General features: G+C 56.2%; 21 protein-coding genes. 5 read left to right on the forward strand and 16 right to left on the reverse strand.

Annotated elements, in window-relative coordinates:
• Positions 1 to 261 precede the first annotated feature (261 nt).
• The 9 genes from N902_RS0106555 to N902_RS0106595 all read right to left on the reverse strand — a co-directional run bounded on the left by N902_RS0106555 (position 262) and on the right by N902_RS0106595 (position 8,948).
• Positions 262 to 1,932, reverse strand: coding sequence for an NAD-dependent epimerase/dehydratase family protein (locus N902_RS0106555; RefSeq protein ID WP_027370283.1), 1,671 nt, complete (start codon positions 1,930 to 1,932; stop codon positions 262 to 264).
• Positions 1,933 to 1,989: 57 nt separating this feature from the next.
• Complete coding sequence (locus N902_RS0106560; RefSeq protein ID WP_027370284.1) at positions 1,990 to 3,411, reverse strand: sigma-54-dependent transcriptional regulator; 1,422 nt, start codon at positions 3,409 to 3,411, stop codon at positions 1,990 to 1,992.
• Positions 3,389 to 4,873: a sensor histidine kinase gene (locus N902_RS0106565; RefSeq protein WP_034622014.1), complete on the reverse strand. Its 1,485-nt coding sequence runs from the start codon at positions 4,871 to 4,873 to the stop codon at positions 3,389 to 3,391. The genes N902_RS0106560 and N902_RS0106565 overlap by 23 nt, the downstream gene beginning before the upstream one ends.
• Positions 4,874 to 4,954: 81 nt before the next feature.
• Complete coding sequence (locus N902_RS0106570) at positions 4,955 to 6,562, reverse strand: SLC13 family permease (RefSeq protein ID WP_027370286.1); 1,608 nt, start codon at positions 6,560 to 6,562, stop codon at positions 4,955 to 4,957.
• 104 nt (positions 6,563 to 6,666) lie between these two features.
• Positions 6,667 to 7,110: a response regulator gene (locus N902_RS0106575; protein ID WP_027370287.1), complete on the reverse strand. Its 444-nt coding sequence runs from the start codon at positions 7,108 to 7,110 to the stop codon at positions 6,667 to 6,669.
• A 2-nt stretch (positions 7,111 to 7,112) separates the two neighbouring features.
• Complete coding sequence (locus N902_RS0106580) at positions 7,113 to 7,706, reverse strand: CBS domain-containing protein (RefSeq protein WP_027370288.1); 594 nt, start codon at positions 7,704 to 7,706, stop codon at positions 7,113 to 7,115.
• Complete coding sequence (locus tag N902_RS0106585) at positions 7,703 to 8,242, reverse strand: DNA-binding transcriptional response regulator (protein WP_027370289.1); 540 nt, start codon at positions 8,240 to 8,242, stop codon at positions 7,703 to 7,705. The genes N902_RS0106580 and N902_RS0106585 overlap by 4 nt, the downstream gene beginning before the upstream one ends.
• A 31-nt stretch (positions 8,243 to 8,273) precedes the next feature.
• On the reverse strand, positions 8,274 to 8,726 hold the full coding sequence (locus tag N902_RS0106590) for a response regulator (protein ID WP_027370290.1): 453 nt from the start codon (positions 8,724 to 8,726) through the stop codon (positions 8,274 to 8,276).
• Between the two features lie 21 nt (positions 8,727 to 8,747).
• A complete protein-coding gene (locus N902_RS0106595; protein WP_027370291.1) occupies positions 8,748 to 8,948 on the reverse strand; it encodes a hypothetical protein in 201 nt (66 codons plus the stop codon).
• Positions 8,949 to 9,417: 469 nt separating this feature from the next.
• Here N902_RS0106595 and N902_RS0106600 point away from each other — a divergent pair, with 469 nt between their 5' ends.
• Positions 9,418 to 10,380 (forward strand): ABC transporter substrate-binding protein, encoded by a 963-nt coding sequence (locus N902_RS0106600; protein ID WP_027370292.1) that lies wholly within the window; start codon positions 9,418 to 9,420, stop codon positions 10,378 to 10,380.
• Positions 10,381 to 10,746: 366 nt separating this feature from the next.
• On the opposite strand, the gene N902_RS0106605 is transcribed toward N902_RS0106600, so the two are convergent.
• From N902_RS0106605 to N902_RS0106615, 3 genes are all read right to left on the reverse strand, one after another.
• Positions 10,747 to 11,922: an iron-containing alcohol dehydrogenase gene (locus tag N902_RS0106605; protein ID WP_027370293.1), complete on the reverse strand. Its 1,176-nt coding sequence runs from the start codon at positions 11,920 to 11,922 to the stop codon at positions 10,747 to 10,749.
• Positions 11,923 to 12,041: 119 nt separating this feature from the next.
• Positions 12,042 to 13,898, reverse strand: coding sequence for an aldehyde ferredoxin oxidoreductase family protein (locus N902_RS0106610; protein WP_027370294.1), 1,857 nt, complete (start codon positions 13,896 to 13,898; stop codon positions 12,042 to 12,044).
• Positions 13,891 to 14,340 carry a 4Fe-4S dicluster domain-containing protein gene (locus N902_RS0106615; RefSeq protein WP_034622015.1) on the reverse strand — a complete coding sequence of 150 codons (450 nt, stop codon included), beginning with the start codon at positions 14,338 to 14,340 and terminating at the stop codon, positions 13,891 to 13,893. Before N902_RS0106615 ends, N902_RS0106610 begins: the two co-directional genes overlap by 8 nt.
• A gap of 535 nt (positions 14,341 to 14,875) precedes the next feature.
• Here N902_RS0106615 and groES point away from each other — a divergent pair.
• Both groES and groL read left to right on the forward strand, forming a co-directional pair.
• Positions 14,876 to 15,166 (forward strand): co-chaperone GroES, encoded by a 291-nt coding sequence (gene groES, locus N902_RS0106620; RefSeq protein WP_027370296.1) that lies wholly within the window; start codon positions 14,876 to 14,878, stop codon positions 15,164 to 15,166.
• Positions 15,167 to 15,189: 23 nt separating this feature from the next.
• Positions 15,190 to 16,854 (forward strand): chaperonin GroEL, encoded by a 1,665-nt coding sequence (gene groL, locus N902_RS0106625; protein ID WP_027370297.1) that lies wholly within the window; start codon positions 15,190 to 15,192, stop codon positions 16,852 to 16,854.
• 44 nt (positions 16,855 to 16,898) lie between these two features.
• On the opposite strand, the gene N902_RS18665 is transcribed toward groL, so the two are convergent.
• Positions 16,899 to 17,315: an NfeD family protein gene (locus tag N902_RS18665; RefSeq protein ID WP_027370298.1), complete on the reverse strand. Its 417-nt coding sequence runs from the start codon at positions 17,313 to 17,315 to the stop codon at positions 16,899 to 16,901.
• 12 nt (positions 17,316 to 17,327) lie between these two features.
• Between N902_RS18665 and N902_RS0106635 the strand changes: the two genes are divergently transcribed.
• The gene (locus N902_RS0106635; RefSeq protein ID WP_027370299.1) at positions 17,328 to 17,657 is read left to right on the forward strand and encodes a NifB/NifX family molybdenum-iron cluster-binding protein; all 330 of its coding nucleotides are present in this window, start codon (positions 17,328 to 17,330) and stop codon (positions 17,655 to 17,657) included.
• A 103-nt stretch (positions 17,658 to 17,760) separates the two neighbouring features.
• Positions 17,761 to 19,068 (forward strand): MFS transporter, encoded by a 1,308-nt coding sequence (locus N902_RS16765; protein WP_153304155.1) that lies wholly within the window; start codon positions 17,761 to 17,763, stop codon positions 19,066 to 19,068.
• 95 nt (positions 19,069 to 19,163) lie between these two features.
• Here the strand turns inward: N902_RS16765 and gap are convergent, their stop codons facing one another.
• The 3 genes from gap to N902_RS0106660 form a co-directional block, all read right to left on the reverse strand.
• On the reverse strand, positions 19,164 to 20,177 hold the full coding sequence (gap, locus tag N902_RS0106645; RefSeq protein WP_027370300.1) for a type I glyceraldehyde-3-phosphate dehydrogenase: 1,014 nt from the start codon (positions 20,175 to 20,177) through the stop codon (positions 19,164 to 19,166).
• 61 nt (positions 20,178 to 20,238) lie between these two features.
• Positions 20,239 to 20,808, reverse strand: coding sequence for a GAF domain-containing protein (locus N902_RS0106650; protein ID WP_027370301.1), 570 nt, complete (start codon positions 20,806 to 20,808; stop codon positions 20,239 to 20,241).
• 352 nt (positions 20,809 to 21,160) lie between these two features.
• Positions 21,161 to 21,304 carry a desulfoferrodoxin FeS4 iron-binding domain-containing protein gene (locus tag N902_RS0106660; RefSeq protein WP_027370303.1) on the reverse strand — a complete coding sequence of 48 codons (144 nt, stop codon included), beginning with the start codon at positions 21,302 to 21,304 and terminating at the stop codon, positions 21,161 to 21,163.
• Positions 21,305 to 21,828: the final 524 nt, after the last annotated feature.

Below are 21,828 nucleotides of genomic sequence, written 5' to 3' on the forward strand. Positions count from 1 at the left end.
AAGCCGTGCAGAATTCTGATGGTCCGTTGGGGCGTTCTCAGCGGACACAAAGTACACGGCTATTGGTCCGCATTTGGATGCACAGGATGGTGAGGAGAAAGGACAGGCTGTTGCTTGTATATATTGGTGCAAAGGGGTCTGAATGGTTACGCCGGTGTCGAAAAAATTTCCAGTCTGGCAAAAGATGGTGTCTTCCGGACAGTGAAAGGTGACCTCCGGTCTTGGTCAAGACGTGCCGGAGTCCGTCTGTTCCGGTTCATGCTATGACGGTTTTTCCTGGGCAGGGGGTGGAACAAGAACCGGCTCCATAACCGGCTCGCCGCAGAGGCTTTCTACTCGATGGGCGAAACGGAATATCTCTTTGAGATCAGCCTGGGGCGAAGCTTGCTTGACCTGCATACCGGAGGACTCGTTGTGGATCATGGTTTCGTAATCGTCTTCTATCTCATCAACGATGAACTGCAGGTTCAAGTCAATAAAGTCATGGATGCGATCCGCAAAGTGGCCGAGGTTGGGCTGGGCCAGGAGGTATTTTTTCAGCGTCTCCTGAAATATATGCATATAATGCTTGAGCTCTGATTGGGTGTATCCCTGAGCATAACAATAGGGGGTAATGGCTTGCGTCGCCTCGGACAGGATGTATCGGTCCCTGGTCTTGATGGAAAAATTGACCATTTGAAAGATGAAATCTGTAAACCAGTGCAGGGAGGAATGAGGGGCATTCGACAGGTGAGGGAACTTGGACCTCTGTTTCCCGGCGATCAATTTGTCCACGACTTCCGAGACAATTCTCTCCCGGTTTTCCTGCAGGGTCCGGTGGATGAGCAGGCTGCGGCGCTGAGGGGTGCGCTGGGTTATCATGCGTTCATTGCGGAAGAGCCAGGTGTTGGGGTGAGCCCTCTTGTTTTCAGCCAGAAAGAGCAAGCGGCGAAGGATATGATATCTGGGGGTGGGGCGCCACCCGAGCTTTTGATAGGTGGCATCGGCCCGGACGTTCAGCTGCTTGTCGATGTACTTGGCCATCCAGGGGCGTTCAAAGGGCTCTTTGTGCAGGAGCCGGAAAAAACATGACTGGAGATGCAGGGCCCCCCAGGCAAGGTGCTTGGGGACATGGAATGCACTGCGTTCCTTGCCGAAGTAGTATTGGGTCGCAGCCCGGAACAGGGCCTGATGGGAAGTAGCCCCATTCGGGCTCACATTGTAGACGCCTAGAGCCGGCAGCTGGTTGGCCTTGTTCATTATTCTGATCACAGCTGCGATCACATCATTGATGTGGATGTAGGGGATGGCAAATTTTCCCCGCCCGCCCAGGGCTCTGGAGACGATTGTTCCCGAGAGCCAGGTCTCCAGAAGGGAATAGACCGGGGGGAATTCGCACCAGTCGCTGTAGACGGCAGCCAGGCGGATGATGGATGCCTGCATGTCGCTTCTGTGTTCGCGGATGATGCGTTCAGCCTGACTTTTGCTTCGGGCATAGGGAAACTGGGCTGAGACCGGTGTGGATTCATCCACAACATGTCCCGGAGGGGTGAACTCACAGGCAGCCAGGGAGCTGGAGAATATGAAATGTGTGGCCTGAATTGTATGGGCCAGCTGCAGGGTGTTCCTGGTGCCGGTCACATTGGTCGCTTCATATCCAGGGTTTTCCTGCTGGCTGAAATCGTAATACCCGGCCAAATGAAGGACGCAGTCCGCTCCGCCCTGGGAATGAATATATTCGGCAATTTGCTCCATTTGCGCTTTGTCCGCAATATCCCCCTGAATCCAGCTTATCTGGGAAGAGCAGGGAATGTCCGCTTCGGTCTGGCTGCGCCGGGCCAGGCAATACAGACGGCAATGCCTGCTCAGGGCCAGGGTTACATGGCGGCCGATGAATCCAGAAGCTCCGGTAATAACCGTTGTATATGGCCTACGCTGTTCAGTGTGCAGCATGTCGTCTCCGGGGGGCGGGCGAGGAGTGGTGCCTGGGATACATTCATGATCGGGAGATCACGTGCTGTTCACAGTGGATTCGACAGTAATTCCCAGCTTTTCCATCTTAGAGTGCAGGGTGGGCCGGGACATGCCCAGAATCTTTGCCGCTTGGGACCGGTTGCCCTTAGTGAGAGACAGTGCTTCCTTGATCACCAGGGCCGACAGCTGTTCCATGCATACATCGAACAGGTTGTCCGGCTTGGTATGGAACATGTTTTTGATCCAACCTAGCACAGATTCCTCTGTAGAGTAAGGCTTTGCGGAGGACGTGCTCTCGGTGGCGGGAAAGGAAATGTCCTCGGCCTGGATGGGCATGCCCCGGTTGAAGATCAGGCTCTTCTGCAGGGTGTTGGCCAACTCGCGGATGTTTCCCGGCCAACGGTAGGTCTGTAAGGCCTCGAGGGCATAGGGGCTGACCCCGGGATTGTCCAGATCCATCTCCATGCAGAAGCGGCCCAACAGATATTCGGTCAGTGTCGGAATGTCCTCCAGCCTGTCCCGCAGAGGGGGCATGGTGATTGTGACTACCTTAAGCCGGTAATACAAGTCCTCTCTAAAGCGTCCATCAGCTACGGCCTGCTCCAGGTCCCGGTTTGTGGCGGCCAGAATCCGGACATCGACTGGAATGACGTCCCTGCCTCCCAAGCGCTCTATACTTCGTTCCTGGAGCAGGCGGAGGAGCTTGGACTGAATGGAGAGGGGCATGTCCCCGATTTCGTCCAAAAAAACAGTTCCCTGATGAGCCTGTTCGATTTTGCCTACCCTGCGGTGGACGGCCCCGGTGAAGGCGCCTTTCTCATATCCGAAAAGCTCGCTTTCCAGGAGATTTTCCGGAATGGCCACGCAATTGATGACCAGGAACGGCCGGTTCACCCGTTTTGAATGCTGGTAGATGGCCCGTGCCGCGAGTTCCTTGCCTGTCCCGGATTCTCCTCTGATGAGGACAGTGGCGTCAGTGGAGGCAACCCGGCCGATTGCCTTGTACACACCCAGCATGACGTTGCTCCGGCCGATAATCGCCTCTTCCCTGGTCTGGGCAGGTTCTGGGTCCATCTCTACGGGGGTGGCCATGAACCTGCCGGCCTCCAGCCCGTTGGCAATAGTTTTGAGCATCTCCGGGACATCGAATGGCTTGTAGATATAGTCGAAGGCTCCTATCTTTATGGCTTCTATAGCGGTTTCCGTGGTCCCGTACGCGGTGCAGATGATCACCGGCAGCTTCGGGTCATGCTCATGAATGCGTTCCAGGGTGCGGATGCCGCTCATTCCCGGGAGACGAACGTCCAGGACCACCAGGTTCGGGCGCTTGGCTCGAATCCTCTGGAGTCCGTCTTCACCGGACAAGGCCTGTTCAGTGGCATACCCTTCCTGAGCCAGGATCTTGGCAAAGCTTTTGCTAAGCTGCTCGTCGTCGTCAATGATCAGAATTTTGTTCATGGCTGTCCTCCTTGGCCGGCAGGGCAATCTCAAAAGTTGTCCCCTGTCCCGGCCTGGAGACGAATTGCATGGACCCTCCATGCTCTTCCACAATCCGGGTGACGATACTCAGACCGAGGCCGGTGCCGTCTTCCTTTGTGGTATAAAATGGCTGCATGACTCGATCCTGGATAGCGGCGGAGATGCCTTCTCCGTTATCCTGAATCCAGATGACCGCAGTTTGGTTGCTTTCGTCCGTTTTTCGCGTTTTAAGGGTGATTTCAATCCATCCTCCTCCGGTCATTGATTCGTAGGCATTGATGATCAGATTGATCAGGGCTTCTTTGAGCTGCTCCGGATCGGCCCAGACCAAGGGAATGTCTTTGCCTGGATGGAAATGGACCTGCACGTTGTGGGACTGCAAACGGTGCTTGAGCAGCTGCAGGGCGGATTGGACAATGTCCTGGATGCGGCATTCCTGCATCTTGAGCTTGGGGGGGCGGGCGAATTCCAGGAAATTTTGGACGATGTTGTCGATGCGGGTGATCTCTCCGGATATAACATCGAAATCCTCCTTGTCGTTCTCCGAGAGATCCAGGCTCCGGCTCAGGGAAAACAGACGCATCTTGATGGAGGTGAAGGGGTTGCGGATGGTATGGGCCATGCCTGCCGCCAACTTGCCCACCAAGGCCATCTTTTCCGCCTGCTCCAGGTGTTCCCTGCTCCTGGTCAACTCGTTGTGGGCGAAATCAAAGTCCTCCAGGAATCGATGCAGGCTGGAACTGAGGGACTGGACCTCGTTATGTTCGTCTTCACGGTTTTTCCCCCCGGTTTCATAGGCCAACTGCCGGATGGGGTCCAAGATCTGGCGGTAGAGAATGAGGGCCAAGAACCCGGAGAGAAGAACAAAGCAGCATATTGCAAAAACAGCTATTATCCGCAGCGACTCGGTCCGTGTTTCACTTTCCTGTCTGGCCTCTCGGATGTGGTTCCATTGCATCTGCTTGTAGGTTTCGCACTTGTTTTGGACCTCCAGGAACAGGGCCCGCTGATCAGTGCGCAGCCCGGAGCTGTCCTGACCACCTCCCTGGGGGGGATATTGCTGGAGGTCTCGATCTTTGAGCTCAATGTATCGAGTGTATGCGGATTCAATGAGCCCCAGCATCCTTTTTTGTTCCGGGGTTTGGGCCAGCTCTGCAGCCTGCTGAAGAGAGCCCAGGAAAATTTGCCGATAGGTGCCCAGCTCCCGGAGCTGTTTTTGTTCACCAACCACTCTGGAAGTAGTTTCGATCTCCTTTTGACGCAGCAGCGCAACCTGCATTTCCTGGACTGCCCTGAATGCTTTGACCTCCTGCTGGACCACGGTGTTCACGGCATCGTCGATATAGCGCGTATACCAGAGAATGGCGCAGCCGCAGACGACAGTAATGAGCCCCATGCTGGTGATCAAAGCGAAGATTCTTTGGCGCAGGCTGAGATGCATGCATATACCGTCCTTTGCACTGAATCGGGGGCCCGGTAGCTGCGGCTTTTCCGTCCGCCGCCGGCCGGGACCCGAGTTCAGCTACATATTGTTTCTTTCCAGCACTGCCCTGGCCGTGTCCAAAATCCCTTCCGGGAAACCTATGACCTGATAGATGCCCAAAAAGCCGATGATCCAGACCACAAGCAGGGAAAGGATCCAGAGCAGCAGCCCGTACTTGACGAAGTCGATCGGAGCGATGACCCGTTCTCCGGTATCCGGGTACGTGCCCAGGCCGTAGACGATCGCGTTGTTCGGGGTGCCCACAATGAGGAAATGGGCAAAGGAGGTGGCGAAGGCCACGGCCAGCCCGGAGGCCCACGGTTCGGCCATGTGTCCGGACATAACCCCGATGGGGATGACGATGGGCCCCAGGAGGGCGGTGGTTCCGGCATCGGACATGAAATTGGTCATCAGTCCGGAGAAACCGGAGAGGCCGACCCACAGCCCAAAGCCCTCACTGATTCCGATGGAGTTCAAGGAGGAGAGAACGCTTTGGGCCAGCCACAGGGCAGCCCCGCTTTCCTTGAGCAGGGCACCCAGGGTCAAGGCCCCGCAATACATGAACCACGCATCCCAGGAGATGCCGTTTAAGATCTTTCGCCATTCTGTAACCCGAAAGATAACCGGAATGAGCAGGGCCAGAAGGGCTGGCCCCCCCAGGCCGAGGTCGTGACCGCCGAATATCCAGAGCACGAGGATGAGCACCAGCATGCCCAGAGTGACGAACTCCGCGTACTTCATCCGGCCCATGCGCCTGGTTTCGTCCTTCATCGCCCGCAATCCAGGGGTTAGATCTTTGTGCTTGATCTTGCGGGAAAAGAAAAGAAGCATGTACACTGCAACCATAAGCCCCAGGATGGGAACCATGGGAAATCCGTATTTCATCCAGGTGAAGAAATCCATGGGTACATCATATCCCTCCCAGAAGCCCATCATGATCACATTGCGCCCCCCGGCTGCCGGTGAGCCGACGCCGCCGACATTCAGGGCAAAGCAAAGGGTAAAGAGGAGAAACTTGGCCAGGGCCGGATCGTGCTCCAGACGGCCGGTGGAATTGTTGGCTGCAACAGCGCCGAAGTACACGGCCATCATCACTGGGGTCATGAAGGCGCACATGGCGTGGGCGGAGATAAACGATCCGATCACTGCCATGCTGACACAGAGAACAAACACAGGGACATAAAATCCCTTGGTCCACCCCAGGATCCAGGTGGCAAGCCGTTTGTGCAGGCCCACATCGACCACCACCACCCCCATGGCCAGGACGCCGAGGAGGAAAAGGGGCGCGTCTCCGGCAAATGTCTCCCCGATCATTTGTTTGGGTAAAAGGCCCAGAAAATAGGCCAATAGAGGCATCAGGAGGCCGGTCAGACCGATGGGGATGGCTTCAGTGGCAAAAAATATAATGGCCATGGGGATAATGCCCAGAACAGTCATTGTCTTTTGGGCAGCCTGCTCCGGAGAGTCGGCGATTCCCCATTTCTGCATTTGATCCGCGAATCCATTGTCAGCAACAATGGTAACCAGACTCTGCGGAGTCGGCAGGACAAACCCAATAAACACGAACAAAGCAGTGCCTATGCCAAGCCAGAGGAGCTTGTTGGACAAAATGCCTGCTCCGCTGCCAGTGTGTACATCGTGACTCATGCTGTGATTCCTCCGTATCCTGCAAGGCGCCGGTCAGGCCTGACTTTGGACGCACTTCACCTGTTCTGGCCAGGGCCAGTTTTATAATGCTCTGAAATATCTAATTATTTGTCACGAAAAACTGAGAGAGGCGATGAGAAGATCTCGTTCGCTTTGGCCTGCCGGATGCGTTCTTCGTGATTTGCTTTCCGCGCATAGGCGCTGTTGACTTTCATCACGAGATCCTCGGTGTTTGTCGGCTTGATCAAGTAGTCAAAGGCACCGAGCTTCATGCCTTCAATGGCCGATTCTACTGTGGCATGACCTGTGAGCATAATTACTTCGGTCAACGGTTTAATGTTTTTTATCTCCCGGAGGGTTTCGATGCCGTCAATTCCCGGCATGGCTACATCCAAGATGACAACGTCAAAGTTGTACTGCTGAATTGTGTTCAGGGCCTGATCGCCGTTTAAGGCCGTGTTCACATCGTAGTCCCGGAGGCGGAGCCTTTCCGCGAGCTGCTGCACAAACTGCTCTTCATCGTCAACAACAAGTACTCGTATCTTCATGTTCACTCTCCTTGAGGAGGAGTAATAGCGCAGGATTGTAGGAGTTCGGCAATCTGATGAAAGACGTCAACAAGTCTGAGGATGCCCACGATGCGTTTTTTCTCCAGGACCAAAAGGGATTGGTGTTGGCCTACAATAAGCTGATGCACCCCGAATTCCAACGTATCATCCACGTGAACGAACTCTCCAGTGTCCGGCGTAAGCATACAGTCTTTGACCTTGATGGAAGCTGCTTTCCGGCACAGGTCAACCAGAGGGCGGTCAAAAAGCCCATAGTCCGAGACCATGCTGCGCAGAAAGGAGAGGCTGAATCCACTAGTCGTTGTTCTGTTCATAGCTCTGGAGTCAACAAGCTGATCATATTTCGGCTCCAGGGAACGGAGGATATCCAGTTGACTCAGTTTGCCCACCACTTCCTCATCCTGGCTGACCACCAAGACAGCCCGATGGGGATAGCGCCTTTCTTTTGATGCGGCCAGAAAGTTCTTCTGGGCCTGTTCCAAGGCATGGACCGCCTGATGCAAAAGATCCTCCTCGTGCACAGTGGCATATTCATGCAGCGGGATCATAAGGTCCTGCACGGAAACGCTCTTCATTGTTCCTCCTGGGGATCGGGATTCTGAGCCGCACTGTTCCGAGCGCTTTTCTTCCTCTTGCTTCGTGTCTCTGCGTGCAGCCAATTTCGACCCATGTCCGGCCCGGCTATCTGGGCCAGGCTTCCGGCAACAAAATGGTCTTGAACCGAACTCCAAAATCCGCTCTTTTTTTCCACTCTGGCCTTCTCTTCGTGGGCTGCAGACAGCTTTGAGAGCAGGGCTGGCCAGGAAAAGGGAGATTGAAGCTCATCAAAGGCCCCGTTTCGCATGGCGGTTATGGACAGCTTGATATCTCCCTTGGGTATCAAACAGATAATCTGGGCACAGGGCTGGGCAGCCTTGATGCGCTGCATAAAGGAAATTCCTCTGGCCTTGAGGTCGAAGAGATCGAGCAGGACAACGTCAGTACTCTTAACCAAACAGGCCTCGAGCTCAATTTCATTTGTGACCTGTCGAATCTCTTCAACCTTAGAAGCCAGGATCTCGGCCATATGATCAAGAAATCCGAGGTTCGTCCCCGCCAGAAGAACCTTCATGCCCGTCACCCGTGCCTTTTGCTCATTTTTATTATTTCTTTCGTGTTTTCTCCATCATTTCGCGAGCCGATTTCATGTCTCCAGCTTCTGCATAGGTTGCTGCACTCATGGTGTCCTGCAGGTTCTGATACGCGCCCTTGATAGAACGGATGAGCTTGTCGATGCTGACCGGCTTCTGGAGATAGTCGTACGCCCCAAGGCGCTTGGATATTCTCTCGTCCTCGTCTGAACCATGACCGGTGAGAATAATGACCTGGACCTTGGGGTACTTCTTTTTGAGCCGCTCCAGTACCTCCAGCCCATCGATGCCGGGCATGCGCAAGTCCAGAACCACCACATCCGGGATTTCGTCTGTAACCAGCTCCAGGGCCTGTTCCCCGTCATAAGCGATCTTGGAGTCCAGCTCCCGCATTTGAATCCGCTCGGACAAAGAGTTGACGAAATCCTTTTCATCGTCGACCAGCAAAACCTTAATGTTTTTCATGAGCTGCTCCTTTAGGAATGATTACAACCTGGCGATTCCGTAGTAGACTTGCACAGAATCGAGGCCTACGTTGGATAAAAAGTCCTGCAGACTTTCTTGCCGGGAGCTGCTTTCTGAGTATGCCCCGGAGCGAAGATACTGCCTGCCCAGTTCATGGGCGTTGGCCTCAGCCATGACACTGGCCATCAACAAAGTGTCGATTTTTTCCAGAATCCGTTTCATACAAAACCTCCTCGTGTGCTTCACGACGTATTGAGCTGTGCATCCGCGTGTTCTTGCCCTCACAAGTCTTTTTGCACGCAGCGTACCAGATGATCATTGTTTGGCGGATTTCTTGGTAACATCTTGAAAATTATGCTTTTAACAAGAGGACGGCAAGAATGCACCTGAGATTGCAAGAACAAGGGCAGCAAGCTGAGTCTAAATAAGACGAAATGAATCAAATGGTATAAATCAATTTGAAACAATATAAAATTAATGCGCTGCTCTGGAGCGATTGGTCGGGGATGATGGGAAGATGATGCGAGTATCTGGACTTCATGGTACGGAGGTATGCCGGGCAAAGATGTCGTGTTGACAGCCGTCGGTTTTGAGTGATAGTGATCTATGAATCATAAGTTTGTAACTGTTTGAACTTGCTGATTGCAGGTGTCTGCATTCGGCAACAGAACACAAAAACAGGAGTAGAAAGATGAAAAAGGTATTGCTGTTGACTTTGGCCTTGGTGTTGCTCGGTGTATCCGGCCCTGCGTGGGCAGAAAAGGGACAGGAAGTCCGCTTGGTTCAGGTCAACTGGACCGGGGTGACGGCCAAGACAGAGACTGCGGCCTATCTCTTGGAGCAGATCGGGTATAATACCGACGTGATCACTGCCTCTGTTCCCATTATGTTTCAAAGCGTATCCCAGGGACAACGGGACGTGGCCCTTGGGCTGTGGCTGCCCACCCAGCGGGAGATGATCCGCAAATATATGGTGGACGGGACAATAGACTTGGTCACGACCAATCTGTCCGGGGCCAAGTATACCGTGGCAGTGTCCAAAGAGGCCTATGAGGCCGGAGTCAAGCACTTCAAGGATCTGGACGAGCACAAGGAGAAGTTCGGGGGCACGATCTATGGGATCGAGGCCGGCAATGACGGGAATCAGGTCATCCTGGACATGATCGAGGATGATGCCTACGGCCTGGGCGACTGGGAGCTGATGCCCTCCAGCGAGGCTGGTATGCTCACTCAGGTCAAGCGGGAAATCAAACGGGGCAACCCCTGGGTTGTTTGGCTGGGCTGGATTCCGCATCCCATGAACCTGAACATCGATATGAAGCTTCTGCACGGCGGCGAGAAATACTGGGGCCCGGATCAGGGCGCAGCCACAGTGCATACCATCTGCCGTCCAGGGTATGCCTGGAAAAATCCGAATGTCGGTCAGTTTTTCGAGAACTTTTACTTTACGGTGGAAGAGCAGGCCCAGATGGCCGAATATGTTCTGAACCAGGGCATGGAGTATGCGGAGGCAGGAAAAAAGCTGATCAAGCAGAAGCCGGAACTGCTGGAGCGGTGGTTTGATCAGGGCGGGACCTACAAAACCGACGTGGTCAAGACTGCTGACGGAAAGCGGGACGCCCTGGAGGCCGCCAAGGAGGCCATGGGGCTTTAGTTCAGATGTCAGAAGCCAGAGGTCAGACGTCAGATTTGCCGCATTGATCGAGTATGAAACGTGTTGTGGGGATCCCGAAAATCCCAAAAGGGCAAATGTCAGTCGTCCCTAACAATGTGTTAATGTGTTCTCGATGATCCCTATATGAAAATCAGCACTGTGCTGGCGTGAGGTTGGTAGGGGCGAATAATCATTCTCTTTCTTTGGGCAGTCACGCGTCTGCGCGTGACTGGTGGCCCCGGACGTTCAACCAGCGACCGGGGTTGCATCAAGTCTCAAATAAGAAAGCCGCCGGGTTTGGACCCGACGGCTTTCTTATGCACATGCGATGAGAATTCAGGCCGGGGGATGACCCCGGCCTTAATTTTACAGGCAGCCCAGGCAGCGCTTGTACATCCACTCGTAGCCCTGGATGTCGATGTCCCGGGGGTTGCCCGGAGTCTGCGGATCGCCGTAGGCCTCCTTGGCCAGCTTCGGAATATCGTCTTCCTTGACCCCAAGCTCGGCCAGGGAAGGGATGCCCGTGTCCTCGGCCAGGTCGTAGACGGCTTGAGCGCCCAGCAGGCAGGCTTCCCGATCGCTCAGGCCGGTGGTTTCCACGCCCAGGGCCTCTGCTACGCGACGGAACTTCTGAGGGCGGCCGATCCAGTTGTATTCCATGAAGGCACCAAGGGTCGCCCCTACCGCCGGTCCGTGGTGGATCTCCGGCTTGATGCCGCCCAGGGTCTGAGTCAGGGCGTGAACTGCTCCCGCACTCTCCGTGCCGTAGGAGATGCCGGCCAAATGAGCGGCCATGGCCATATAGTACCTGGCTTCCATGTCCTGCCCATTGCCCACGGCCCGGCGCAGATACTTGCCGCAGTACTCAATGGCCAGCAGGGCTACGGCGTCGGTGTGCGGCTGTGAGAAGTGGCAGGTATAGCACTCAATGGCATGGCACAAGGCGTCCATGCCGGTTCCCGCGGTCACGTGCGGGGGCATGGTCATGTGCAGCTCCGGGTCCACAATGGCAATGTGCGGGGACATCAGCGGGCCGCCCACATTGAACTTGAACTTGCGGTCCGGATCGGTGATCACGGCCCATACAGTGATCTCACTGCCGGTTCCGGCTGTGGTCGGAATGGTGATCAGGGGGGCGATGCGCCGTTCCAGATCCCGCTTAGCCGCTTCCCAGTACAAGACGTCGCCCTCATGGGTCGCTTCCACGCCCACCCCTTTGGCCGTGTCCATGGAGCTTCCGCCGCCCAGGCCGATCAGGCCGTCGCATCCTTCTTTTTCGTACTGTTTGCTGGCGTCGCCCACAGTGGAAACGTAGGGATTGGGCACCACCTGATCGAAGACGCCGTAGGGAATGGACGCATCTTCCAAAACCTTGGTCACCCGGTCCAAAAGGCCGGCTCCGACCACGCCCGGGTCGGTCACGATCAATGGCTTCTTGACCCCCAGCTCACGCAGGGAATCGGGCAGGGAAGCCAGGGCCCCCACACCGTGTTTGGCCTTGGTTGCGCACTGGAATTCTCTGAGATTGTAATAGTTGTCCATGTCGGATCTCCTTTGTTTTGTTGGGTTATCGGTTAATCGATGTAAGATGTCGGATTGATTATGAACGAAATCTTTTCTCCAACTCAGCGATACAGGCTGACTCTTCTCTGATACGAGTATTAACTGCTCTTTTCAAACTTCGGCAGATCCTGCACCCCGACTTTTTTCAGGGTTTCTTCCGTCGGGCGACCGGCCTGGTCCCAGCCCCGCAAGGAGTAATAGTCCTTGAGCATAAAGGCCATGTCCTGGGCAGAGAAGCGGTGTCCCTTGTTTGGCCCGCTGGGAAGGGGGTCCTGCATGAATCGTTTGGGCAGGGTGTCATCTGCTGGATTCAGGCCTTCCCGGAGGTTGAAGTTCCGGGTCAGGTTCCAGATTCGTTCCCCGAGGCGGTCGAATTCGTCGGCTGTATGTCTCTCCCCAGTGGCTGCGCTGAGCAGTGCGGCGTATGTTTCCGGCTGAACCCCGAAGCCACCGAAATCGCATTTGACCAGGGCATCGGTCCCGGCCAGATAGTTCTGCATCTGGATGAGCATATCGGCCTTGCCTTCCACGGCCAGGGCCTGGACCGGCTTGCCTTCCCATTCTCCCCCGGTCACTTCCAAAGGAGCGGGCAGCCCGCGCTGGTGACAGCCTCCGCGGTCTGCGGTCATGAAGGCCAAGCCGGTTCCGGCTGCACCCCGGGGGCCCCAGGCGGGTGATTCCAGGCCTTTGACGTGCTGGGCAAAGGCTGATGCATCTCCGCCCAAGGCCGCAGCCGCTCGTTTGACACCCTGAGCCAGGAGTTTACCCAGATCGTTGTCCACAAAAGCGATGGACCGGATCAGGTACTCGGCCGCCTGGACGTTGCCGAACTCCAGGCTGATCCCGTCCGGGGATTCGAGAAGTCCTCGTTCCCCGGCCTCCATGGCAAAGCCGATCACTCCGCCGGTGGACATGCTGTCCATGCCGAACCGGTCACAGAGCTTGACCAGGTGGGCCACGGCCCGGACATCGGAAATGCCCAGATTCGAGCCCATCAGGGCTGCGGACTCGTATTCCACGATGTCGGTGATAAACCCGGCGTATTTCCCGGTACGCACCGCGCCCATCTTGCTGCACCGGATGGGGCAGCCCAGGCAGGCGGCGCTGTTCAGCCACAGATGCTTGGACTGGCCGATATCGCTCAAATTCGAGGCCTTTTCAAAGGATCCGTCCTGAAAATTGCGTGAGGGCAAGAGCCCGGTCTCGTTGGCAAAGTCCACAGCCGGAGCCGTTCCCCCGTCCCGCATGGCCTGGACGTCCTCGGATTTTTCCAGATCGGCGTTGGCCTGGATCACTGCGGCCCGAAAGGCCTCAGGGTCATGGATGGTCACGGTATTGGTTCCGCGAACAGCAATGGCCTTTAGGTGCTTGGACCCCATAACCGCACCGGCGCCGCCCCGGCCCGCCTGCCGGTTGTATTCGCAGCTGATCAGGGAGTACAGGACCCGGTTCTCTCCAGCGGGACCGATGCTCAGGATCTTGACGGTCTCGTCGTTCAGTTCGCTCTTGACCGCTGCGTTGGCTTCCAAAGCGTCCTGTCCCCAGAGGTGGGCTGCGGGTCGGACTTCAACCCGGTCATCGTCTATCCACAGATAGACCGGTTCCTGGGCCTGGCCCAGAATGATGATCCCGTCGTAGCCCGCGTATTTGACCTCCGGAGAAAAGTAGCCGCCGAAATAGGAGTCCAGGAAGGTTCCGGTCAGCGGAGACTTGGTCACCACGCATCCGCGCATTGATGGAGCGCTGGTCCCGGTCAGGGGGCCGGTCATGATCATAAGCGGGTTCTCCGGAGCAAACGGATCACAGCCCGCAGGGGTCAGGTCGGTGAGCAGCTTGGCTCCGAACGCCTTGCCGCCCATGAGCTTTGAGCGCATCCAGTCCGGCACTTCCTGGGTCCAGGAGGATCCAGAGCCAAGATCGACAAACAAGAATTTTCCCATCCAGGCCTTAGGCATGGTCACCTCCCTGCACTATAAGCTCCAGAGCGCCGGTGGGGCAGGCCCGCACGCACAATGGATCTCCGTTGCACAGATCGCACTTGACCGACTTCCCGCTCTCCCTGTCCTGGACAATGACTTGGCGCGGGCAATAGGAAGCGCACAACCCGCAGCCGATGCATGTGTCCGGATCGATGACCCGGGCCCCGGTGTCCTCGTCCAGGCTGATGGCCTGCACCGGGCAGACGTTTTGGCAAAACGGATTATGGCACTGCTCGCACAAGATGGGCTCGTGGACCAGATTTTCTCGCCTGTGCTCGATGCGCAGGGCGGCCAGTCTGGGATTGAAGCCTCCGAAGAGCCGTTCGGAGCATACCAGCTGGCAGATTTCGCACCCGGTGCAGAGATCGAAGTGAGCGATCAGGCGCAAACCTTTCGCTGATTGAAGCGTCTGCGTCATAAAATACCCTTGGAAAAAAATGTTAACCTATACTGAAAAGATGAATGTCCTGACTGATAAGAACAATATACACTACCATAAAACTCTTTTCCGTCAAGTCAGATGTGAAAAATCTTGGTTGTTTAATCAACTGTTGCAAAAATGAAGATCGTCATCAGAAATGTATCGCCGGCAGAGAGGCATGATTGGCTACGTACTGTGTTAACCTCTGTTGAGGTCCGCGACTGCGGGGAATAGCTGCAACCTGTACCAACAGGATCGAATATGCCCGACCTGCGCAGGACCTGAACCGGGGTGGCTCTGTATGGGACCTGATTTCGAGTGGTCACCGATTAAAATAGTACAACAATCAAGCAAAAGGCCAAAATATGAAAAAAATGAGAGCAACTATCTATTCATTCTTTGTATATCATATAAATCTCTTGTAATGGAATATATAAATCCTTGTATTCAGAGCTGAGATGAATATGGTGGCCATCTGTTAGCACTTGCTTGTGGTGAGTGCTAAGAGACCAAAGCCAATAAGGAGGTTGCCATGACTCTTAAGCCTCTCCAGGACAGAGTTGTGATCAAGAAAGTGGAAGAGGAGCAGAAGTCAGCCGGTGGAATCATCATCCCGGATACCGCCAAGGAACGCCCCACGAAAGGCGACGTGGTGGCTGTCGGCCCGGGGAAGCTGGACAAGCAGGGCCAGCGCATGGAGATGTCTGTTCAGCCCGGAGATCGGGTTATGTACGGCAAATTTGCCGGAACCGAGGTCTCCATCGAGGGAGAAGATCATCTGGTCATGCGGGAAGAAGACATCATCGCCAAAGTTGAATCGTAAACAGGGAACAAGGAGGAGTACATATGCCGGCTAAGGATATTTATTTCGGAGAAAACGCCCGGCACGGTCTGAAGCAGGGTGTGGAAAAGTTAAGCGATGCGGTTCGGGTGACCCTGGGCCCCAGGGGCCGGAACGTGGTCATTGAAAAGTCTTTTGGCTCCCCCACCATCACCAAGGATGGGGTGACCGTGGCCAAGGAGATCGAGCTGGAAGACAAGTTCGAGAACATGGGTGCCCAGATGGTCAACGAGGTGGCCAGCAAAACCAGCGATATGGCTGGAGACGGGACCACAACCGCCACCATCCTGGCCCACTGCATTTTTAATGAAGGACTCAAGCTGGTGGCTGCCGAGCGGAACCCCATGTCCATCAAGCGGGGTATCGACAAAGCGGTCCAGGAAGTGACCAAAAAACTGGACACCATGGCCCACTCCACCAGAGAAGAGAAAGAAATCGCCCAGATTGGGACCATCTCGGCCAACAATGATGCCACTGTCGGCAACCTGATCGCCGAAGCCATGAACAAAGTGGGCAAGGAAGGCGTGATCACAGTGGAGGAGGCCAAGGGCCTGGAAAATACCCTGGATGTGGTCGAAGGCATGCAGTTCGACCGCGGGTATCTTTCCCCCTACCTGGTCACCAATCAGGAAGCCATGACCGCAGAGCTGGAAAAGCCCCTGCTTTTGATCTACGACAAGAAAATATCGGTGATGAAAGACTTGGTTCCCATTCTGGAACAAGTCGGCCAGCAGAACCGCCCGCTCTTGATCATCGCCGAGGACATCGAGAGCGAGGCCCTGGCTACCCTGGTGGTCAATAAGCTGCGGGGCGTATTGCAGGTATGCGCGGTCAAGGCCCCTGGATTCGGTGAACGGCGCAAGGCCATGCTGCAGGATATCGCTGCGCTGACCGGCGGCACTCTTATTTCTGAGGATACCGGGCACAGCCTGGAGAACATAACCCTCAATGATCTGGGTCAGGCCGACCGGATTACCGTGGACAAGGAAAACACAACCATTGTCGGCGGACAGGGCGACACCCAGGAAATCAAGGCCCGGATCAAGCAGCTGCGGACCGAGATCCAGGACACGACCTCGGATTATGACCGGGAGAAGCTGCAGGAACGTCTGGCCAAGCTGGTCGGCGGAGTGGCTGTGATCAATGTCGGCGCGGCTACGGAAACTGAGATGAAGGAAAAGAAAGCCCGGGTTGAGGACGCCCTGAACGCCACCAAGGCAGCGGTGGAAGAAGGTATCCTGGCCGGCGGCGGTGTGGCTTTGGCTCGTTGCGAGGACGCCCTGAACGAAGTCAAGGCCGCTGATGAGGATGAAAAGGCCGGAGTGGAAGTGGTCCGCAAGGCCCTGGCTGCACCTTTGCGCCAGATAGCCACCAATGCCGGATTTGAAGGGTCCATCGTGGTTGAGCAGGTCAAGGGCAGCTCCAAGCCTGAGTACGGATTCAATGCGGCCACAGGCGAATATGAGGACCTGGTCCAGGCCGGGGTGATCGATCCCAAAAAGGTCACCCGCAGCGCCCTGCAGAACGCGGCCTCCATCGCCTCCCTGCTGTTGACTACCGAGTCCGCCCTGGCTGAAAAGCCGGAAGACAACGACCAAGGCGGAGCCGGTGCCGGAGCCGCAGGTATGGGCGGCATGGGTGGAATGGGCGGTATGGGCATGGGCATGTAAGCCCTTTCCCACCGTCTGCCGCAAAAAGCCACAAAGCCGGGGCGTTACGCCCCGGCTTTTTCTGTTTTCAGCGGCCGGACTATGAGCACAAGTCCCTCCCTGTCCAGGATCTCAACCCGGCTGCCCGCCGGAATGGGGCAGCTTGAGGGCTCTGCCCTGGCCGGCCAGGTCTGCCCTCTGAGGCGCACTCGCCCCCCGGGGCTGAGGTCTGTGGCAGCAGATGCCTGCCGGCCGATGAGGGTGTAGACATCCGTGTTGTGCTTGTCGTAGGCTGGCCAGAGAAAGAAAAACAGAATGCTGTCCTTGACTATCCACAGGACGAGGATGGACCATGCGGCCCCGGCCGGGAGCCCAAACCGGGCGTGGGCAACCACAAGCGCCAGAGCCACGAGCAGGGCCCCTGGGAGCTGGAGCAGGGTGTAGGTGACTACAGTTCGTTTGGACCATCCGGTTTTAAGCATAGGAGATGGATTATGAAACTGGCACTGAGCAGTCAAGGTACGGGGTTGGACGATGTCCTCAGCGGGTTCGGCCGGTGCAGGTACTTTGTCTTGTACGATACCGACTCCGAACAGATCACGACCATATCCAATGAACACAACATGGTCGCCGGCCGGGGGGCTGGGACCCGTGCAGCCCAGGATGTGGTCAAGACAGAGGCCGGGGCGGTGATAACCAGCCAGATCGGCCCCAAGGCTGTATCATATCTCCAGGGCAAGGACATGCCGGTCTATGTCAGTGAGGCCCAGAGTGTGCAGCAGGCGGTGCAGGATTTCCTGGCCGGGACTTTGCGGGCGCTTTAACTCGAGGTTCAGCATTGTCTCAGGCTCAATGAGCGGACAGGACAGTTGACAGGGAGCGAAAACGGCTCCTGGACACAAGAAATGGAGTTGTGTTCATGAGCTTTTGCGGCAAACCTTACAGTTCTACAGCCGGCGTCTGCGAACCACGAAAACCATGTCCACTGCCTTTACCAACCGCTGGGCCGTCTTTGCCCTGACCTCTATCTTCTTTCTCCTGTCCCAATTCTACCGGGCCTCCACTGCGGTGATCAGCTCGGACCTGATCCGGGACTTAGGGCTGAATGCTTCGGATTTGAGCCTGTTGTCCGCGGCGTTTTTTTATGTCTTTGCCCTGGTTCAGATCCCCCTGGGGCTGACCCTGGACCGGTTCGGTCCCCGGCTGACCATGAGCGTTCTTTCTCTGTTCGGTGTGGCCGGGGCCCTGCTGTTCGCCTGGGCCGAAACCTTGGGTCTGGCTGTGCTGGCCAGGGGGATGCTGGGGCTGGGCATGGCCTGCAATCTCATGGGGCCGTTCAAGCTTTTGACCCTGTGGTTCAGCCCCGCCCAATTCGCCTCCTTGAGCACCATCCTGTTTTCCATAGGTGCGGCCGGGAGCATTGTGGCCTCCTCGCCCCTGGTCGTGCTGATCCAGGCAATGGGCTGGAGGTGGACGTTTACAGTCATTGCCGCAGTTCACGCCCTCCTGACCCTGGCCTTTTTCCTCCTGGTCCGGGACAGGCCACCCCAGAGCGAGCACCGGGGATACAGTCCGGGGCTGCCGGAGCTGCTCCGCGGGCTGGGCGTACTTTTCCGCACCCGCGACTACTGGTTCATCTCTGTGGGCACGTTTTGCCGGTACGGGATATTTGCCGCGATTCAGACCCTGTGGGCCGGCCCCTATCTGATGCAGGGCATCGGTCTGTCTCCCATGACGGCCGGGAATATCATCCTGGCCCTGAACGTGGCCTTCATTGCCGCCGGACCGCTGTGGGGAGCCCTGTCCGACCGGATCCAGCACCGGAAGAGGGTGATCCTGATTGGCTTGCTGGGCATGGGGGCCACCCTGTTTGGCCTCTCCTGGCAGTCAGCCCATACCTCCTGGCCGGTTTTTGCCCTTCTGTTCGCCGCTTTCGGGATCTCCGGAAGCACCGGAGGGATCATGTACACCCACATCAAGGAACGGATGCCCGGGCATCTGTCCGCCACGGCCATGACCGGGATCAACCTGTTCACCATGTTCGGGGCCGCATCCTTTGTCCACGGGCTCGGGGTGCTGATGCAGACCACCTTTGCCGCGCAGGCCCTCTCCCAGGAGGCCTTTCACTTTTCCTTTCTGCTCTGTGCCGGATGCATGGCCGCTGTCTTCGTCCTCTATCTCTTCACCCGGGAAGGGCAGATTGCAGACCCCAGCCTGCAGGGGACAAAGGACTGAGGATAAAGGCGAGCACCGAGGCCGCCCCTTAGTCCCCGGGGCATACGGCAGGCACTATTCCCAGCGGGCCTTGGTCCATTGGAAGCCATATTCCTCTACCCCTTTTCTCGTATCATATCCGCCAGGTCCGCCACCCGGCAGGAGTAGCCCCACTCATTGTCGTACCAGGCCATGACCTTGACCCAATTGCCTTCCCGCACAGAGGTGAACTCCGGATCCACTATCGAGGAGTGGGGATCGAGGATGAAGTCAGAGGACACCAAGGGTTCCCGGCTGTATCCCAGGATCCCCTTCAGTTCCCCTTCCGCCGCCTGCTCCAAGGTCCTGTGCAGCTCCTCGGTGCTGGTGTTCTTTTCCACCTGGGCGGTAAAGTCGACCACCGAGACCGTGGGAACCGGCACCCGCATGGCATAACCGTCGATCTTTCCTGCCAGATCCGGGATGACCTGCCCGACCAGCTTGGCTGCCCCGGTGGTGGTTGGAATGATGTTTTGTCCCGCGGCCCGGGCCCGGCGGGGATCTTTGTGCGGCAGATCCAGTATGCGCTGATCGTTGGTGTAGGCGTGTACCGTGCACATGGATCCGATCCGGATGGTGAAGGCCCGGTGGATCACCCAGGCTACCGGAGCCAGGCAGTTGGTGGTGCAGGAGGCGTTGGATATGATCCGGTCGGTCTGGGGCGAATATTCCTGCCCGTTGACCCCCAGGACGATGGTCCGGTCCACCTCTTTGGCCGGAGCGGTGATGATTACCTTTTTGGCCCCGGCCTCCAGGTGAGCGGCGGCCTGAGGACCGGTGCGAAAGATCCCGGTCGACTCAATCACCAGGTCCACCCCCAGGTCTTCCCACGGGATGCGTTTGGGGTCGGTATAGGCGAAGTTCTGGATTTCCCAGTCCCCCAGGTGGATCACGTTCCCGTCCACACTTACCGGTTCCGAAAACCGGCCGTAGGTGGAGTCGTGCTTGAGCAGGTTCGCATTTTCGGCTGCGTCAAAGAGGTCATTGACCGCCACAACCTGCACAGAGTCAGCGTACTTGGTCCGCAGGGCCTTGAGCACCTGCCGGCCGATTCGGCCGAAGCCGTTGATACCGATTGTCAGTTTGGACATAGAGGATATCCCCTTCAGTGGTTGTCTGCAGAGTGTCGCGAATTGCCGGGACGGCGAGGAATTAATCTTCAAAAAGCTGATATGTATAGCGATTTAAGAGTTCATGCTCATATCTGATCTTGTCGTAGGCCAGTGCGTTGTGGATGGATATTGCGCACAGATCGGCCATGGCGTTCAAGAACTCGACTTCCTCTTGATTGAACTCCCGTTCGGAGCTGGAGTAGACCCGGAGAACCCCGATAATCTCCTGGCCCTGCAGATTGAGCGGTACGGCCATGACTGAGGCAATGCCTTCGGCCTGGGCAGCTTCCGGATACTGGAAACGTTCGTCTGCACAGGCATTGCATACATAGACGTTGTGACCGTCCAAAACTTCCTGGTCCAGCTTGCTTTTGTCCACCTCAACCTTGCCTTTGCGCAGATATTGCTGGCTCAGCCCGTAGGTGGCTCCGGCCTGGAGATATTTGCGGTCTTCGCTTAAGAGCCGAATGCTGCAAGCCTTGACGTCCATGGCCCAGCTGATCTTTTCCGCCACCTGCCGGAGCACGGTCCTGGGATTGAGGCTGGAGTTGACCGCCTTGACCACTTCGTAAAGGGTTCGGAAGTAGTCCATGGATTGTTTATGGGGCATTTTTTACTCCTTTGAGGTTGCAGGCTGTCCGTTGATGGAAATCCGGGCCCCATCCGCTGGGGATGAAGCTGGGGCCCCGGGTAGGTTGAAAGTACTCCACAGCATGGTCTCCTGTACAGTGGCTGGGGGCGATATGCTGCATTCCAAGATCCTGGGGCCAGGATGCGATGCGTCTCATCCGGCCCTGGGAGAGGTGCATGAGGTGGGGAATCCTCCAGCCAGCAGATGAACGGGTCGAGGTGAGATGTCCTGGGCCTTGAGCACGATTGCACTCACTTCAAGCGTGAACCATCCTTAGACTGCCCCGGCATGCACACGGGCAGTCTAAGGATGGACTGCAGACCCTAAAGGATTAGTCCTTGAAGGTCTGGGCTTCGTTGTCGGTCAATCCTTCCATGGGCATGCCGCAGCAGGTCAAGTCTCCTTCTCCGTCCTGCTTGACCTCAACAACATGTCCGCAGAGCGTGCATCTGTAAAATTCGCCTTTGGCTGCCATACTGCCCTCCTTGTTTTGAGTTTCACCAGGTTGGAACAGACAGTTAGTTATCTGGAGCTATCATGCCATTATTCTTCTCATAAATCCTCTGAACTCTTTTGCCAAGGGGGGATACATAAAGATGCCTTTTCATTATACACTGGTTTATAGATGCAATTTTATCCCTTTGTGGTATGAAAAAAGAATGGGCTGATTACGCCTTGATCCATAAAGTAGTGGCTTGCGTGGTTTGTGCTTTTTGCTTGTGTGTGTTAATCACAAAACAGATACGATTTCCTGATTTGGGTGAGTCCTCACAGTTATTCCGAGGGAAGCGAAGCAATCCCGGGTTGTTGGGATGAAATTGTCATTCTCCATGCTGCTGACCGCAGGGACCGGGCATTCATAGATTCACAATGAGAATCGCTGACGACAAGGAGACTCTTCGACGTAGCCTGTGGATTTTTGGAGTTTGCCATCTCTTCTGTGTGCCCACTTTCGGCCCGGTATTTTCTAAGCCCCGCCAAAGGGGGATCCCTGCCCCC

The sequence above is a fragment of the Desulfovermiculus halophilus DSM 18834 genome (genome assembly GCF_000620765.1).
GTDB classification, from domain to species: domain Bacteria; phylum Desulfobacterota; class Desulfovibrionia; order Desulfovibrionales; family Desulfothermaceae; genus Desulfovermiculus; species Desulfovermiculus halophilus.